The following is a 14,755-nucleotide window of genomic DNA, read 5'->3' as shown; positions in this document are numbered from 1 at the left end:
CCGCCACCCCGCCGCCGGTGTTCCCATTCCTCCCAGGGCGAACGCGAACCTCGCCGCACCCGCCGCGCGGGCGTACGTTCGGGGCATGACGACGAACCCGACCAGCGCACCCACCTCCACGCACGACGACGAGTTCGACCTCGTCGTCATCGGCGCCGGCCCCGTCGGCGAGAACGTCGCCGACCGCGCCGTCCAGGGCGGCCTGTCCGTCGCGATCGTGGAGTCCGAGCTCGTCGGGGGCGAGTGCTCCTACTGGGCCTGCATGCCGACCAAGGCCCTCCTGCGCCCGGCCCACGCCGTCGCCGCCGCGCGCCGCGTGCCCGGGGCCCGCGAGGCCGTCACCGGAGAGATCGACGTCGAGGCCGCCCTCGCCTTCCGCGACGGCGCCGCCGCACACTGGGACGACAGCGGACAGGTCGAGTGGCTCGTCGGAGCCGGCGTCACGCTCGTGCGCGGCCACGGCCGCCTCGCGGGTGAGCGCACCGTCGTCGTCGAGCACGACGGCCAGGAGCGCACCCTCACCGCGCGCCACGCCGTCGCCGTCGCGACCGGCAGCGTCTCCGTGATCCCGGACGTCCCCGGTCTCGCCGAGAGCCATCCGTGGACCAACCGGGAGGCGATCGCGACGCCGAGCGTGCCCGCGCGCCTCGCCGTCGTCGGCGGTGGTGTGGTCGCCTCCGAGTTCGCCACGATGTTCGCCGCGCTCGGCAGCGAGGTCACCGTGCTGGTGCGCGGTGAGGGTCTGCTCGGCGACCTGGAGCCGTTCGCCGGCGAGCTGGTGGGGGACGCACTCAAGGAGATCGGCGCCGTCGTGCGCGTCGGTACGACGGCGACCCGGGTGGAGCGCGCCGACGCCGACAGCCCCGCCACGCTCACCCTCAGCGACGACTCCACCCTCGTGGTCGACGAGGTGCTCGTCGCCACCGGTCGCCGACCCGCGACCGACGTCCTCGGGCTCGAGACGATCGGTCTCGAGCCGGGCCAGACGCTTGCCACGGACGACGCGCTGCGCGTGCTCGGGACCGACGGCAACCCGGTGGACTGGCTCTACGCCGTCGGTGACGTCAACGGCCGCGCCCTCCTGACGCACCAGGGCAAGTACCAGGCGCGGGCGGTGGGCGACGGCGTCGTCGTGCTCGCGGGGGCGGGACGCTCGACGACGGCCCCTGGGGCGCGCACGTCGCCACCGCCGACCACGGCGCGGTCCCGGCGGTCGTCTTCACCGAGCCCGAGGTGGCCTCGGTCGGGCTGACCGCCGCGCAGGCGCAGGACGACGAGCGCACCACGACCGTCGTCGACTACGACCTCGCCTCCGTCGCCGGGACGAGCGTGCACGCCGAGGGTTACACGGGGCAGGCGCGATTCGTCGTCGACACCGATCGTGGGGTGCTGCTCGGAGCGACGTTCGTGGGGCAGGACGTGGCCGAGCTGCTGCAGGCGGCGACCGTCGCGATCGTCGGCGAGGTGCCGCTGCACCGCCTCTGGCACGCCGTCCCCGCCTACCCCACCATCAGCGAGGTGTGGCTGCGGATGCTCGAGTCGCTTGGTCGGGACACCGCGCTGAGCGCGTAGCCGGCTGGGCTCGCGGTGGTCGGACGGCCGCCGGACGGGAGACTGGATCTTCGCGGAACGATCTGCCTACGGTAAAGAATGCTTCCTGTCGATCTCCCGAAGACCAGTGACCTCGCCACCCTCATGGGGGCCCGCGACGACGCGAGCGTGAGCATCTACCTCACCTCCTCGCCGGTCCCCGCGGATCACGAACGCATCCGCCTCGCCCTGCGCAACGCGGTCGGCGACGCCGCGAAGGAGCTCGCCGAGGCGGGCGTGAGCGACGCCGTCGCCGGCTCCACGCTCGCCCCGATCCGTGAGCTCGACGGCGACCAGGAGTTCTGGCGCCACCAGGGCCGCTCGCTCGCGATCCTCGCCGCCGCCGGTGAGGTGCGCACCTACCGCCTCGCGAACCGCGTCTCGGACTCGGTGCACGTCGGCGACCGTTACGACCTCGGCACCCTGCTGCGGGCGCGCACGTTCCCGCACGGCGGCTACGTGCTCGGTCTTGCCGAGCAGGACGTGCACCTGTGGGCGCTGACCGCCGACTCCCGGGCGCACGAGGTCTCCCTCGACCTCCCGAGCGACCTGCAGTCCGTCCTCGGCCACGCCGAGAACCACGGTCAGGCCGACCGCGGCCGTGCCCGCGGTGACCTCGGCGACCGTCCCGAGCGTGAGCGGTTCGCCCGCGCGGTCCAGGACGCCGTCCTCCCGCACCTGCAGGACGAGCTGCCGCTCATCCTCGCGGCAGGCCCCGAGTTCGACCCGGCCTACCGGGCGATCAACACGCACCCCACCCTCCTGGAGGAGCGGATCGACGTGCACCCCGGCTCGCTCGACGTCGACAGCGTGGACGAGCGGGCGCGCGGCATCCTCGACGCCACCTACGCGCGGCAGCTCGAGGAGTGGCGCGAGCACTTCGGTACGGCGCGCAGCAACGGGCGTGCCACGAGCAAGCTGAAGGAGGTCGCGATCGCCGCGACCATGGGCCAGGTCGACGACCTCCACTTCGACATGGACGACCACACCGAGGGCACGATCGACGACCTCGGCGCTATCACGACGGCGGAGCGCCCCGGTCCTCGCACCTACGCCCTGGTCGACGAGATTGCCGCCCGCGTGCTGAACACCGGCGGCACGGTCCACGCCGTGCGCAACGCCGACCTCATCGACGGCTCGCCGGTCGCGGCCCTCCTGCGCGCGCCGCGCGAGGCGGTCGGGCTCGACTAGTCCGTCCCGGCTCCGCCGAGAACGACACGGCCCGCGTGATCCATCCGGATCGCGCGGGCCGTGTCGTTCTCGGCGTTTGTGTCGAGTGAGGGGTGCTGCGCTCACCCCCGCCCGTGGCGCGGGGCTGTGCGGGGAGCGTCCGTGCCGCCGTGGGGGTCCGGTCCCCGGGTGGGGCGTCGCGACATGCGGTAGGCACGGACGTAGAGCGCCACCCACAGCAGCGCGATCAGGATGTTGCCGAGGCCCAGCCACGGTTCTCCCTGGCCGCCCGCGAGTAGCGTCAGGCGACCCACACCGATCAGGAGGAACACGGACGCGAAGGCCAGGAACCACGTCGGCGGTCGAGCCGTGCGCACGGCCTGGTTCCTGGGCAGCGGCTCCATGCCCCGACCATGGCACGGACCGGCCGCCCCGGCCACCGGAGATCCGAGCGGACCTACGCGGTGGGCATCCGCTCGACGTCGCCGGGGGCGGGCTCGTGCCGCCGCTGCTGCTCCGCCCACAGCACCACGAGGAGCACCAGCCCGAGGATCACGAGCACCGTCGCCTGCCACGGGTCGAACCGGAAGAGCGCGACCTGCGTCAGCAGGAGGTTGACGGCGATCGCCGCGCGCAGCAGGTCGAGCGCCCGACGGCGGACGCGCCCTCCCGCATCGTCGCTGCCGTCCCCGCCACTGCGCTGGGTCCGCCATGCCAGGAACCACAGCGCCCATGCGGCGAGCAGCGACAGCCCGGAGACCGGGATGAGGAAGGCGACACCGCTGTCCAACGCCGCCGGGACGTCGGTGATCGCGACGACCGTCGAGCCGAGCAGGACCGCCGCGCTCCCCCACAGCGCGATGCGCCAGCCGTGCGTCTCCGACACCAGGCGCCGCGCCGCGGCCGAGACCCGGTGGGTCAGCGCCCGGATCGGGTCGGGCAGTTCGTCGTCGTCGGACGGGATCGCGTCGATCAGCGCGCGCACCTCGTCCGCCCCCGCGACGTGCCTGCCCGACGTCGCGCTCGACGCCGCACGCTCGAGCAGCTCGTGCGCGGCCGCGCGCTGGCGCGGCGACAACCCGCCGACCAGACCGGTGACGGCGACGTCGGCCGCCGAGGCGACGTCCTCGGTCGCCACGCGCCGCCGGCGCGAGACCACGAGGTCCGCGGCGACCACGATGAGCACCGAGGTGGCGTAGATGATCGCGAACGCCGGCTCGTAGAAGTAGTCGTTGTCGTCGGTGAGGAACTTGCCGACCTCGTCGATGAACAGCCCGTTGCCGATCCCGCCGACCAGCACGGCCGCCGGCCGCACCACCGGGCCGATGAACAGCAGCAGCATCACGAGCGCCACGATCATGAGGGCGCCGCCCCACAGGACGTGGGCGATGTGCAGGCCGTCACCGCCGACCTGCGGGAACCCGGTCGCCAGGAGGAACAGCCGCGTCAGGAGCACCGTGGCGAGCGTGATCACCACGAACGCGATGACGTGCTCCATCGCGCGGTGGTCGCGCGGAAGGCCCCACCGCAGGAGCGCGGCGGGACGCTTGCGTCCCTCGCTTGGCTCGCCCCCGACTCGCTCACCGCTTGCGCTTCTCGCGCACCCGCACGCTGATCTCGATCGGCGACCCGACGAACCCGAACTCCTCGCGCAGGCGGCGCTCGATGAACCGGCGGTAGCCGGCCTCGAGGAATCCGGTCGCGAACAGCACGAAGCGCGGCGGGCGCGTGTCGGCCTGGGTGCCGAACAGGATGCGGGGCTGCTTGCCCGAGCGCACCGGGTGCGGCGTGGCGGCCGTCAGCTCGCCGAGGAACGCGTTGAGGCGGCCGGTCGGCACGCGCGTCTCCCAGCCGTCGAGCGCGGCGTCGAGGTGCTTGCCGATGCGGTCGACGTGCCAGCGCGTCTTCGCCGAGACGTTGACGCGCGGCGCCCACGGGATCTGCACCAGACCCTGCTCGATCTCGCGCTCGAGGTAGGGACGGCGGTCCTCGTCCATGAGGTCCCACTTGTTGTAGGCCACCACGAGCGCCCGCCCGGCGTCGATGACCTCCTGGATCACCCGGATGTCCTGCTCGGTGATCGTCTGGCTCGCGTCGATGAGGACGACGGCGACCTCCGCCTTCTCGATCGCCGCCTGCGTGCGCAGGGAGGCGTAGAAGTCGGCGCCCTGGGTCTGGTGCACGCGGCGGCGGATCCCGGCCGTGTCGACCAGCACCCACGGCTGGCCACCGATCTCGACGAGCTCGTCGACCGGGTCGCGCGTGGTGCCGGCGACGTCGTCGACCACGACCCGCTCCTGACCCATGATCGAGTTCAGCAGGCTCGACTTGCCGACGTTCGGCTTGCCCACCAGCGCCACGCGGTTCGGGCCGCCGGGCGGGATCGCCCCGCCGACCGCCGAGACCTCGGGCAGCAACGCCATCGCGGCGTCGAGCATGTCGCCGCTGCCACGCCCGTGCAGCGCCGAGACCGGGTAGGGCTCGCCGAGACCGAGCGACCACAGCGTGGCGGCGTCGGCCTCGTCGCGCGGGCTGTCGACCTTGTTCGCGGCGAGCAGCACCGGCTTGCCGGAGCGGCGCAGCACCTCGACCACGCGCTCGTCGGTCGCCGTCGGACCGACCGTCGCGTCCACGACGAAGACGACCGCGTCGGCGAGCGAGACGGCGACCTCGGCCTGGTCGGCCACGCGCGCATTCAGGCCCCGCGCGTCGTGCTCCCAGCCGCCCGTGTCCACGAGGATGAAGGGGCGCCCGCTCCACTCGGCGCGGTAGCGCACGCGGTCGCGGGTGACCCCGGGCGTGTCCTGCACGACGGCCTCGCGGCGGCCCAGCACGCGGTTGACCAGCGTCGACTTGCCCACGTTCGGACGCCCGACCACGGCCAGCACCGGCAGCGCCGAGTCCGGGATCTCGTCGGGCTCGAGCTCGCGCACCCCGGACAGGACGGCGGCGTCGGACTCGTCGAGCTCGTACTCCTCGAGCCCGAGGCGCATGATCTCGGCCTGGCGCACGTCGTCCTGCGTCTCGGCGAGGTCGATGACGATCGTCTCGTCGGCGAGGCCGGCCTCGACCGTCTCGTCGGCGGGCTGCTCGGGGGTGTTGACGTCACTCACCCCACCATCCTCCCAGGTCGCGGCCCGCCCGCGCGCCATCTGGTGAAGCGCAGGGGTGTCCACTGGGAGCGGCTGGCGCGAGCCGCGCGGCGGCGAGTCGCGACGCGAACGGCGCCGTTGCGTCGCCGGGGGTCGATGGCCGTCCGGTCAGCCGCTCCGGGCGGACGCCCGGTCGCCCTGCTCAGGGCGCGACGTCGTCGTCGGGCAGCGCGATGCCCGTCCGCTCCCGCGCGTCTGCCAGCAGCGCCACCATCGCGCGCTGCACCTGGGCCATCGCGACGGCGACGGCGCGCCGCCCGCTCCCCCGCCCGATCTCGACCGGCTCCCCGAACGCGACGTGCAGCCGCGTCCGCGGCGGCGGCACCCAGCCGCGCGAGCGCCCGGGCGGCCGGGTTCCCAGCACCGCGCACGGCACGACCGGCGCCCCGGTGGCCACGGCGAGCCACGCCGTCCCGGCCCGCGCGGCGGCCACGTCGCCCCGGCCGCGGGTGCCCTCGGGGAACACGCCCACGCAGCGGTCCTCCTCGAGCAGCTCGCGAGCGACGGCGAGCGCGGGTCCGCCCCCGGCGCGGTCCACCGGGATCTGGCCGGCCCAGTCCATGAGGAACCCCAGGCGGGAGCTGAAGAACTCCTGCTTCACCAGGAAGTGCGACGGCCGCGGGATCGTGCCGTGCACGAGCGGGCCGTCGATCGCGCCGGTGTGGTTCGGCGCGACCAGCACGCGCCCGGCGGCCGGCACGTGCTCGGCCCCCACGACGTCCGTGCTCCACCAGCCGTGGGCGAGCGCGCGCCCCACGTGCCGCGACCACAGCGGTCCGCCGCGCCGGATCACCTCGGGCGTGACCAGCGCGCCCGATCGCCGCGCGCGGCGGTCGCTCACGGGCGCTGCTCCGCCACGATCCTCTCGGCGGCGGCGAGCGTCTCGGGCAGCGACAGGTGCGAGGAGTCCAGGGTGACGACGCCGTCGGCCGCCGCGTGGAACTGCGAGACCGTGGAGTCGTCGGCGTCGCGACGCAGCACCTGGTCGCGGGTCGCCTCGATGGCACCGGCGTCGGCGGTGCCGTGCAGCTCGAGCGCCCGGCGGGCCAGCCGCGCCTCGGCGCGCGCCACCAGGAGCACGCGCACGTCGGCGTCCGGCGCAACGACGGTCGTGATGTCGCGCCCCTCAGCGACGATCCCCCGGCCGCCGCTCCACCCGTCCGCCGTCGCCTCACGGGCGATGATCGCGCGCTGCCGCGCCTTGAGCTCGGCGCGCACACCGAGGTTGGTGGCGACCTTGCTCACGTGGGTCGAGATCTCGGTGGTGCGGATCGCGTCCGTGACGTCCACGCCGTCGACCGCGACCCGGGTGGAGTCGGGATCGAGGTCCTGCTCCAGCGGGAGCGCGGCGACGGCGGCGGTCACGGCGTCGGCGTCGGTCAGGTCGATCCCGCGGTCGTGGCAGTACCAGGCGGCGGCGCGGAACATCGCGCCGGTGTCGAGGTAGCCGAGTCCGTGCACGCGCGCCAGGTGGCGGCCGACGGTCGACTTCCCCGACCCCGAGGGGCCGTCCAGGGCGATGACGAGGCTCATGCCTGCACCACCCGCCAGCCGCGCTCGTCCAGACCCTGCGTCAGCCGCTCGGCGGCGTCCGGGACCACCGCCAGGGTCGTCATACCGACGCGGTGCTGCGTCGCGTGCTCCATGGTCACGTCCTCGATGTTGACTCCCAGCTCTCCGACCGTGGCGAACAACCTGCCCAGCTCACCGGTGCTGTCGGGCACCAGCACGGTCACCTCGGCGTAGGCGCGGCGCGCCCCGCCGTGCTTGCCCGGCACGCGGGCCACGCCGGCGTTGCCGCGCCGGACGGCGTCGCTCGCCGCCGCCATCGCCCCCGGCGTCAGCGGCCCCTGCTGCGCCGCGCCGTCGAGCGCCGCCACGAGGGCGGTGAGGTCGTCGCGCACCAGCGCCAGCTGGTCGCGCACCGGCGCGGCGTTGCCGACCAGGATCGCGGCCCAGAGCCGCGGGTCGCTCGCGGCGATGCGCGTGACGTCGCGCAGCCCCTGCCCGGCCAGCGCCAGCGCGCCGTCGGGCGCCTCGACCAGGCGCGCCGCCACGAGGGAGGACAGCACCTGGGGCACGTGCGAGACGAGGGCGACGGCGTCGTCGTGCTCCTGGGCACCCATCTGCAGCGGGACCGAGCCGAGGTCGATCGCGAGCGTGCGGACGCGGGCCAGCGCGCCGGCGTCGCTCCCTGCGTGCGGCACGAGCACCCACGGCCGGGAGTGGAACAGGTCGGCGTCGGCCGCCGCCGCGCCGGAGCGCTCGCGCCCCGCCATCGGGTGGCTGCCGACGTAGCGCGCGAGCTCGGCGTCGCTCAGGCCGCCCGCGGCGACCATCTCCTGCAGCTCCGCGAGGATCACGGCCTTCACGCTCGCGACGTCGGTCACGACGGCGTCCGGGTGCTGGCGCAGGGCGCGGGCCACGACGTCGGAGGTCACGTCCGGCGGGACCGCCACGACCACGAGGGTCGGCGTCGGGTCGTCGGGGGCGACGTCGTCCACCAGCGTGCCGGCGCCGAGGTCGCGCGCGAGCGCCCGGGCCGACGGCGAGGTGTCCTGCAGCTGCACCGGCACCCCGCCGATGCTGAGCGCGAGACCGGCGCTCGCCCCGAGCAGGCCCGAACCGACCACCAGGACGGGGCCCGTGGTGGACAGGCTCACAGCCCCACCACCTTCATCAGCTCGCCCAGGTCCGACCCCGTGACGGCGCGGGTCTGCCCCGGGCGCAGCTGACCGAGGCGGATCGGCCCCATCGCGGTGCGCGTCAGGCGCGTGACCGGGTGACCGACCGCCTCGAGCATGCGCCGCACGATGCGGTTGCGCCCCTCGTGCAGCTGGATCTGCACCACGCTGGCGTCGGTGCGGTTCTGCAGCACGGTGAACCGGTCCGCGCGGGCCGGACCATCCTCGAGGTCGACGCCGTCGCGCAGTCGCCGCGAGACCCCGCGCGCGACGTCGCCGCGCACCTCCGCGACGTACACCTTCGAGACCTCGTAGGAGGGGTGGGCGAGGCGGTGCGCGAGCTCGCCGTCGTTGGTCAGCAGGAGGAGACCGTCCGTGTCGGAGTCGAGCCGGCCCACGTGGTACAGCCGCTTGCCGGTCGGGGTCACGTACGGCTCGAGCGTGGGCCGGCCGCGGTCGTCGGACATCGCCGAGAGCACGCCGAGCGGCTTGTTCAGCACGAGCGTGAGGTGGTCGGCGTCGAGCTGCACGCGCAGCCCGTCCACGTGCACGACGTCGCGGGAGGGGTCCACGCGGCGCCCCGGCTCGGTCACGACCTCACCGTTTACGCTGACGCGCCCGGCGGCGATGTAGTCCTCGCTCACGCGCCGCGAGCCGACACCCGCGGCCGCCATCACCTTCTGCAGCCGGACGCCGTCCGGTTCCTCACTCACCTGATGTCCTCCAGCTCGTCCAGCTCGTCCATGCCCGGCAGGTAGGGCGCCAGCGGCGGCAGCTCCTCCAGCGAGGCGAGTCCCATGCGCTCCAGGAACGTGGTCGTGGTGCGGTACAGCGTGGCGCCGCCCTCGCCGTCGCGCCCCGCCTCCTGGATCAGGCCGCGTGTCACGAGCGTGCGCACGACGCCGTCGACGTTGACGCCCCGGATCGCGGCGATGCGGCCGCGCGTGACCGGCTGGCGGTAGGCGACGACGGCGAGCGTCTCCAGCGACGCCTGCGTCAGCCGCGCGGTCTGGCCGTCGAGCACGAGGTCGCGCACGAACGGGGCGAACGCCGGGGCGGAGTAGAGCCGCCACGCACCGTCGACCTCGCGCAGCTCGTACCCGCGCTCCTGCTCCCGGTAGGCGGCCGCGAGGTCGTGCAGGTGGTGCCGCGCGCGCTCGCGCGGGATGTCGAGCACCTGGGCCACGCGGGCCTCGCTCACCGGTTCGTCCACGACGGCGAGGATCGCCTCGACCGCGGCGCGCTCGCCGCCGGGCAGGTCGGCCGCGACCGGCCGCGGAGGTGCTGCGTGGTGCGGTGCGGCGGCCGGGAGCGGTGGGACGTCGACGTCGACGTCACTGCGCTCCTCGGTCACCCCAGGACTTTACCCGGACGCGGTGACGTCCGCCCCGCCGTCGAACTCCGAGGACACGCTGACCTCGCGCGCCCCGCCGAGCCAGCGGACCGTGAGTTCCCCCAGCGCGGTCGGCTGCTCGAAGGCGAGGACGCCCTCGCGGTAGAGGTCGAGCAGCGCCAGGAACCGGGCGATGACCACGGGAGCGCCGCCCGCGTCGTCCGTCAGCGCGCGGAACGTCGTGACGGGGTGGCGCCGGAGCCGCAGCACCAGCAGCGACGCCTGCTCGCGCACGCTCACGGCCGGGGCGTGCAGGTGCCCCACACCGACCTCGGGGGTGGGCCGGGGCGTGAGGGCGCGCGCCGCGATGCGCGCGAGATCCTCCGGACCGACGGCGAGCACGAGGTCCGGCAGCAGTCGGGCGAAGGCCGGTTCGAGACCGACGTCGCGCGGCAGCGAACCCGCCCCGCGCGCCCACCGCCGCTCGAGGTCGGCCGCGACGTCCTTGTACGCCCGGTACTGCAGCAACCGGGCGAACAGCAGGTCGCGCGCCTCGAGCAGCTCCAGGTCCTCGGGGTCCTCGGCCTCCCGCCCGGGCAGCAGCCGCGCGGTCTTGAGGTCCAGCAGGGTCGAGCCGATGAGCAGGAACTCGCTGGCCTGCTCCAGCTCCCAGACGTCCTGCGCACGCAGGAACGCGAGGAAGTCGTCGGTCACGACGGCGAGCGCGACCTCGGTGACGTCCATGCGGTGTTTCGCGATGAGCGACAGCAGCAGGTCGAACGGTCCGGAGAAGTTCTCGAGGTTGACCTCGAACGAGGGCCGCCGGGTGGCCGACCCGGAGTCCGGCGGTGGCACCGGGGGCACCACCGCGGGGGCGGTGTCAGGCGACGTCACCGCGCGCGACGAGCTCGCGCGCGAGCCGGCGGTAGGCCACGGCCCCGGCGTGCGACGGCGCGTAGGAGGTGATCGGTTCGGTCGCCACCGACGCGTCCGGGAACTTGATCGTGCGGCCGATGACGGTGGTGAACACGTCGTCCCCGAACGTCTCCTGCACGCGCTGCAGCACCTCGCGCGAGTGCAGCGTGCGGCCGTCGTACATCGTGGCGAGGATGCCGTCGGTGCGCAGCCGCGGGTTGAGCCGGTCGCGCACCTTCTCGATGGTCTCGAGCAGCAGCGCGACGCCGCGCAGCGCGAAGAACTCCGTCTCGAGCGGGACGATGACGCCGTGGGCCGCCGTGAGGGCGTTGACGGTCAGGAGGCCCAGCGAGGGCTGGCAGTCCACGAGCACGACGTCGTAGTCGTCCATGATCGGGCGCAGCACCCGGGTGAGCGCCTGCTCGCGACCCACCTCGTTGACGAGCTGGAGCTCGGCCGCCGACAGATCGATGTTCGCGGGCACGAGGTCGAGCCCCGGGACGCTGGTGGCCTGGATGATCGTGCGGACGTCGACGCTCGAGTCCATGAGCGCCGTGTAGATCGTGCTGTCGAGCTCGTGCGCGGGGATCCCGAGACCGGCCGACGCCGCGCCCTGGGGGTCGAAGTCCACCAGCAGCACCCGGCGGCCGTACTCCGCGAGCGCGGCTCCCAGGTTGATCGTCGTGGTGGTCTTGCCCACGCCGCCCTTCTGGTTGCACATCGCGATGATGCGCGCGGGGCCGTGGGCCTCCAGCGGGGCCGGGACGGCGAAGTCCTGCGCGTCCGCCGCAGCGGCGGCCGAACTCGGGACCCCGGCCACGTCGAGGGTCGGCTGCACGTCGTTCACGCCCCCACCGTATCGCGGGCACCCTCCCCCGAGGCTGACGACCCGCTCCACCCCGCCGCCGCACCCCACCGCTACCTTGTGCCCATGGATCTCGCCGTCTCCTTCACGCCCGACCTGCTGGTCGCGTTCCTCACCCTGTTCGTGCTGGAGCTGGTGCTCGGCGTCGACAACGTCATCTTCATCTCGATCCTCGCGAGCAAGCTGCCTGTGGCGCAGCAGGCGCGGGCGCGCAACATCGGCCTCACGCTGGCGATGGTGATGCGCATCGGACTCGTCTTCGCCGCCTCCTGGATCGTCTCGCTGAAGGACGACCTGTTCACGATCGGCTCGATGGGCTTCTCCGGTCGGGACCTCATCCTGATCGTCGGCGGCGCGTTCCTCATCTACAAGGCGGCGCACGAGATCCACGTGAAGCTCGAGGGCACCGAGTCCGGGCACGGCGGTTCCGGCGCGGGGACCGCGACGTTCGGGGCGATCCTGATCCAGATCCTCCTGATGGACCTCGTCTTCAGCTTCGACTCGGTGATCACGGCCGTCGGCATGGTCGACGAGCTGCTCGTCATCATCGTCGCGGTCGTGCTGTCGTTCGGGATCATGCTCGTCGCGGCGAAGCACATCTTCACGTTCGTCAACGCCCACCCGTCGGTGAAGATCCTCGCCCTGGCCTTCCTCCTGCTCATCGGCGCCTTCCTCGTGGCCGACGGTTTCGGCTACAAGGCCGACAAGGCCCTGATCTACGGCCCGATGGCGTTCGCGATCCTGGTGGAGGCGTTCAACATGGCCTACCGCCGCCGCCAGCGCGCGGCCCGCGGGGAGGGCGCCTCGACCGCCGTCGAGCTGCGGCACACCCGGCGCGACGCCGACGACTCCGACGCCGTCGCGGCGGCGTCCACCGACAACGCCGGTGCGGTCACGCTCTCGCGACGCCCGGTGACGGCGCCGAAGGACTAGCGCACCGACCGCGGCCGGTGGTCGCGCCCGACTCGCGATTCAGCCGTGGGCGCGCGGGTGGGCCGCGGCGTAGACCTCGCGCAACGTCTGCACGGTCACGTGCGTGTACAGCTGGGTCGTGGTGACCGACGCGTGCCCGAGCAGCTCCTGCACCACCCGGACGTCGGCGCCGCCGGCCAGCAGGTGCGTGGCGAAGGAGTGCCGCAGCGTGTGCGGCGACACCTGGACGTCGAGGCGGGCGCGCGCGGCCGCGTCCTGCAGCACCGCCCAGGCGCTCTGCCGCGACAGCGGCGCGCCGCGCTGCCCGAGAAAGAGCGCCGCCCCGCCACGCCCCCGGGCGGCGAGCTCGGGCCGGGCCCGGACCAGGTACGCGGCCAGCGCGCGGACGGCGTGCGAGCCGAGCGGGACGACGCGCATCCGGCGCCCCTTCCCGAGCACGCGGATGAGCGGGGTGTCGGCGTCGAGGTCGACGTCGTCGACGGCGAGCGAGACGACCTCCGTGATCCGCGCCCCGGTGGAGTACAGCAGCTCGAGCAGGGCGCGGTCGCGCAGGCCGGTGGCGCCCTCCCCGCGCTCGCGGCCTCCAGGAGCGCCTCGACCTCGGCGACGCTGATGGCCTTGGGCAGGCGTCTCGCCGACGACGGCGGTCGGACGTCCGAGGCGGGATCCGCCTCCGTGCGCCCCTCGAGGACGGCGAAGCGGTGCAGGCCGCGCAGCGCGACCACCGCGCGACCGGTGGACGACGGCGAGAGCGCGGACCCGCCGTCGCCACCGGTGCGCAGGACCTCGACGTAGTCCGCGACGTCGCCGTCGGTCACGTCACCCACGTCGCGGCGACCGCGGTCGGCGAGGTAGGCGAGGTAGCGCGTGAGGTCGCGCCGGTAGGCGGAGGCCGTGTGGTCGCTGACGCCGCGCTCGACGCCGAGGTGGGCGAGGTAGTCGCCGAGCAGCTCCGTCAGGGCGGGGGCGACCTCGGAGCGGGGGTGGTGGCGGAGGGGCCGCCGGTCACCACGGGAGGAACGGGTCGACGGCGACGGCCGCGAACACGATCGTGAGGTAGGTGATGGAGCCGTGGAAGACCTTCATCGCGGGCTGGCGCGAGGCCACGCCCCGGCGCTCCGGGTCGACGGCGATCCGGTAGAGGCGGATGCAGGAGATGGTGAACCAGGCACCGGCGACGGTCGCGGCGACGGCGTAGGCCCAGCCCATCCCGGCCACCGGGACCAGCACGAGGCTGCACGCGACCATGGCGACGGCGTAGGCCAGCATCTCGGCGGCCACCCGCCGCTCACCGGCCACGACCGGCAGCATCGGGACACCCGCCGCGGCGTAGTCGTCCTTGAACCGCATCGACAGCGGCCAGTAGTGCGGCGGCGTCCACAGGAAGATGATCCCGAACAGCACCAGGGCGGCCCAGTCGAGACCACCCGTGACGGCCGACCAGCCGATGAGCACCGGCATGCAGCCGGCGGCGCCGCCCCACACGATGTTCTGGGACGTGCGGCGCTTGAGGATCATCGTGTAGCCGACGACGTAGATCGCGATGGCACCGAGCGTCAGGAGCGCCGAGGCCAGGTTCACCACGAGGGCGAACCACACGATGGAGCCGATGCCGAGCGCCGAGCCGAACACGAGCGCCTGGCGGGGTGTGACCTCGCCGGTCACCAGCGGACGGCGCTTGGTGCGCCCCATGACGGCGTCGATGTCGCGGTCGATGTAGCAGTTGAGGACGTTCGCCGACCCTGCCGCGGCGGCGCCGCCCAGCAGCGTCGCCAGGATCAGCCACAGGGAGGGCAGCCCCCGCTCGGCCAGGATCATGGTGGGAACGGTCGTGACGAGGAGGAGCTCGATGACGCGCGGCTTGGTCAGCGCGACGTAGGCACCCAGGGTGCGACGCCAGCCGCTGCGGCGCGGTGCGGACCCTGACGGTGCCGGAGCCGCTGCCGGTGCGGTCGTGGGCGCCGGGGCGTCGTCCGCCTTCGAGGTCGACGGCGTCGCGAGACGTCCCGCGAGCGAGTCGGTCGAGGCCACGGGCGGTGTCCTTCCCCTGGAGGCAGTGATCACCCCATCGTAGGGCAGCATCGCCACCGCCCCGCCGAGCGGCGGCACGCGC

At 74.0% G+C, this 14,755-nt stretch carries 13 protein-coding genes and 2 pseudogenes; 3 read left to right on the top strand and 12 right to left on the bottom strand.

Going from position 1 to position 14,755, the window contains the following annotated elements:
• The first annotated feature begins 85 nt into the window (after positions 1-85).
• Positions 86-1,572: pseudogene (locus QQK22_RS05730) on the top strand (dihydrolipoyl dehydrogenase family protein).
• A gap of 78 nt (positions 1,573-1,650) precedes the next feature.
• Positions 1,651-2,781: a baeRF11 domain-containing protein gene (locus tag QQK22_RS05725; RefSeq protein ID WP_284250055.1), complete on the top strand. Its 1,131-nt coding sequence runs from the start codon at positions 1,651-1,653 to the stop codon at positions 2,779-2,781.
• A 101-nt stretch (positions 2,782-2,882) separates the two neighbouring features.
• On the opposite strand, the gene QQK22_RS05720 is transcribed toward QQK22_RS05725, so the two are convergent.
• The 10 genes from QQK22_RS05720 to QQK22_RS05675 form a co-directional block, all read right to left on the bottom strand.
• Positions 2,883-3,164 (bottom strand): hypothetical protein, encoded by a 282-nt coding sequence (locus QQK22_RS05720; protein WP_284250054.1) that lies wholly within the window; start codon positions 3,162-3,164, stop codon positions 2,883-2,885.
• Positions 3,165-3,217: 53 nt separating this feature from the next.
• The gene (locus QQK22_RS05715; RefSeq protein WP_284250053.1) at positions 3,218-4,258 is read right to left on the bottom strand and encodes a hypothetical protein; all 1,041 of its coding nucleotides are present in this window, start codon (positions 4,256-4,258) and stop codon (positions 3,218-3,220) included.
• Positions 4,259-4,340: 82 nt separating this feature from the next.
• Entirely contained in the window at positions 4,341-5,912 is a 1,572-nt protein-coding gene (der, locus tag QQK22_RS05710; protein WP_431310136.1) for a ribosome biogenesis GTPase Der, read from the bottom strand.
• Between the two features lie 142 nt (positions 5,913-6,054).
• Positions 6,055-6,753, bottom strand: a complete 699-nt coding sequence (locus tag QQK22_RS05705; protein WP_284250052.1) for a lysophospholipid acyltransferase family protein — start codon at positions 6,751-6,753, stop codon at positions 6,055-6,057.
• Positions 6,750-7,445, bottom strand: a complete 696-nt coding sequence (gene cmk / locus QQK22_RS05700; protein WP_284250050.1) for a (d)CMP kinase — start codon at positions 7,443-7,445, stop codon at positions 6,750-6,752. Before cmk ends, QQK22_RS05705 begins: the two co-directional genes overlap by 4 nt.
• The gene (locus QQK22_RS05695; protein WP_284250049.1) at positions 7,442-8,575 is read right to left on the bottom strand and encodes a prephenate dehydrogenase; all 1,134 of its coding nucleotides are present in this window, start codon (positions 8,573-8,575) and stop codon (positions 7,442-7,444) included. The genes cmk and QQK22_RS05695 overlap by 4 nt, the downstream gene beginning before the upstream one ends.
• Positions 8,572-9,309 (bottom strand): pseudouridine synthase, encoded by a 738-nt coding sequence (locus QQK22_RS05690; protein WP_284250047.1) that lies wholly within the window; start codon positions 9,307-9,309, stop codon positions 8,572-8,574. Before QQK22_RS05690 ends, QQK22_RS05695 begins: the two co-directional genes overlap by 4 nt.
• Positions 9,306-9,950 (bottom strand): SMC-Scp complex subunit ScpB, encoded by a 645-nt coding sequence (gene scpB, locus QQK22_RS05685; protein ID WP_284250046.1) that lies wholly within the window; start codon positions 9,948-9,950, stop codon positions 9,306-9,308. The genes QQK22_RS05690 and scpB overlap by 4 nt, the downstream gene beginning before the upstream one ends.
• Before the next feature lie 9 nt (positions 9,951-9,959).
• Entirely contained in the window at positions 9,960-10,784 is an 825-nt protein-coding gene (locus QQK22_RS05680; protein ID WP_348525513.1) for a segregation and condensation protein A, read from the bottom strand.
• Between the two features lie 25 nt (positions 10,785-10,809).
• On the bottom strand, positions 10,810-11,664 hold the full coding sequence (locus QQK22_RS05675) for a ParA family protein (protein ID WP_284252563.1): 855 nt from the start codon (positions 11,662-11,664) through the stop codon (positions 10,810-10,812).
• 111 nt (positions 11,665-11,775) lie between these two features.
• On the opposite strand from QQK22_RS05675, the gene QQK22_RS05670 reads away from it, so the two are divergent.
• Positions 11,776-12,642 (top strand): TerC family protein, encoded by an 867-nt coding sequence (locus QQK22_RS05670; protein ID WP_284250042.1) that lies wholly within the window; start codon positions 11,776-11,778, stop codon positions 12,640-12,642.
• 39 nt (positions 12,643-12,681) lie between these two features.
• Here QQK22_RS05670 and xerD read toward each other — a convergent pair.
• Positions 12,682-13,601, bottom strand: a pseudogene (gene xerD / locus QQK22_RS05665) (site-specific tyrosine recombinase XerD).
• A gap of 46 nt (positions 13,602-13,647) precedes the next feature.
• Complete coding sequence (locus tag QQK22_RS05660) at positions 13,648-14,673, bottom strand: heme o synthase (protein ID WP_284250041.1); 1,026 nt, start codon at positions 14,671-14,673, stop codon at positions 13,648-13,650.
• Between the last annotated feature and the right edge of the window lie 82 nt (positions 14,674-14,755).

Source organism: Litorihabitans aurantiacus (assembly GCF_030161595.1).
Classification (GTDB): Bacteria; Actinomycetota; Actinomycetes; order Actinomycetales; family Beutenbergiaceae; genus Litorihabitans; species Litorihabitans aurantiacus.
Note: the sequence above shows the minus strand (reverse complement) of the source record. Positions and strands in the feature narration are given on the sequence as shown.

What these genes read in the sequence shown, in the direction of transcription:
- QQK22_RS05725 (WP_284250055.1), top strand. Translation starts at nt 1,651, where the DNA reads ATGCTTCCTGTCGATCTCCCGAAGACCAGTGACCTCGCCACCCTCATG.
- QQK22_RS05720 (WP_284250054.1), bottom strand. Translation starts at nt 3,164, where the DNA reads ATGGAGCCGCTGCCCAGGAACCAGGCCGTGCGCACGGCTCGACCGCCG.
- QQK22_RS05715 (WP_284250053.1), bottom strand. Translation starts at nt 4,258, where the DNA reads ATGGAGCACGTCATCGCGTTCGTGGTGATCACGCTCGCCACGGTGCTC.
- der (WP_431310136.1), bottom strand. Translation starts at nt 5,912, where the DNA reads ATGGCGCGCGGGCGGGCCGCGACCTGGGAGGATGGTGGGGTGAGTGAC.
- cmk (WP_284250050.1), bottom strand. Translation starts at nt 7,445, where the DNA reads ATGAGCCTCGTCATCGCCCTGGACGGCCCCTCGGGGTCGGGGAAGTCG.
- QQK22_RS05670 (WP_284250042.1), top strand. Translation starts at nt 11,776, where the DNA reads ATGGATCTCGCCGTCTCCTTCACGCCCGACCTGCTGGTCGCGTTCCTC.